Here is an 873-nt window from a genome sequence, read left to right as displayed (position 1 = left end):
GTTGGCGCAGCGCCGGATGCGGCTGGTGGAGCGGAAGTACTGCTCGAGCATCACCACTTTCAGCGACGGGTAGTCGTCCTTGAGCAGCATCAGGTTTTCCGGCCGCGCGCCGCGCCAGGCGTAGATCTACTGGTCGTCGTCGCCCACCACGGTGAACTGGTTGCGCTTGCCGATCAGCATCTTCACCAGCAGGTACTGGCTGGCGTTGGTGTCCTGGTATTCGTCGACCAGCAGGTAACGCACCTTGTTCTGCCACTTTTCGAGAATGTCGGCGTGCTCTTCGAAGAGCTTCACCGGCAGCAGGATCAGGTCGTCGAAGTCTACCGCGTTGAACGCCTTAAGCGTGCGCTGGTAGTGGGTGTAGACGATGGCGGCAGTCTGTTCTTTCGGATTGCGCGCGTTTTCCAGCGCCTGGGCCGGCAGGATCAGGTCGTTTTTCCAGGCGCCGATCATGTTCTTGATCTCGTCGACGCCGTCGTCGCCTGCGTATTCCTTCTGCATGATGTCGGTCATCAGGGCTTTGACGTCGGTCTCGTCGAAGATCGAGAAACCGGGTTTGTAGCCCAGCCGCGCATGCTCCTTGCGGATGATGTTCAGGCCCAGGTTGTGGAAGGTGCAGACCGTCAGGCCGCGACCTTCGCCGGCACGCAGCAGGGTGCCGACCCGCTCCTTCATCTCGCGCGCGGCCTTGTTGGTAAAGGTCATGGCGACGATGTACTGGGCGCGGATGCCGCAGTTCTGGATCAGGTGCGCGATCTTGCGGGTGATCACGCTGGTCTTGCCGGAGCCAGCGCCGGCGAGCACCAATAGAGGGCCGCCGACGTAGTTCACGGCTTCTTTCTGCCGGGGGGGTTGGGGGGGGGGGGGGGGAAT

At 62.1% G+C, this 873-nt stretch carries 1 pseudogene; it reads right to left on the bottom strand.

The annotated features are described in order from the left end of the window. A pseudogene (locus tag ACIOUG_RS25805) lies at positions 1-873 on the bottom strand (UvrD-helicase domain-containing protein); the annotation flags it as partial.

The organism is Pseudomonas sp. NPDC087803, assembly GCF_044742995.1.
In the GTDB taxonomy this organism is placed as follows: domain Bacteria; phylum Pseudomonadota; class Gammaproteobacteria; order Pseudomonadales; family Pseudomonadaceae; genus Aquipseudomonas.
Note: the sequence above shows the minus strand (reverse complement) of the source record. Positions and strands in the feature narration are given on the sequence as shown.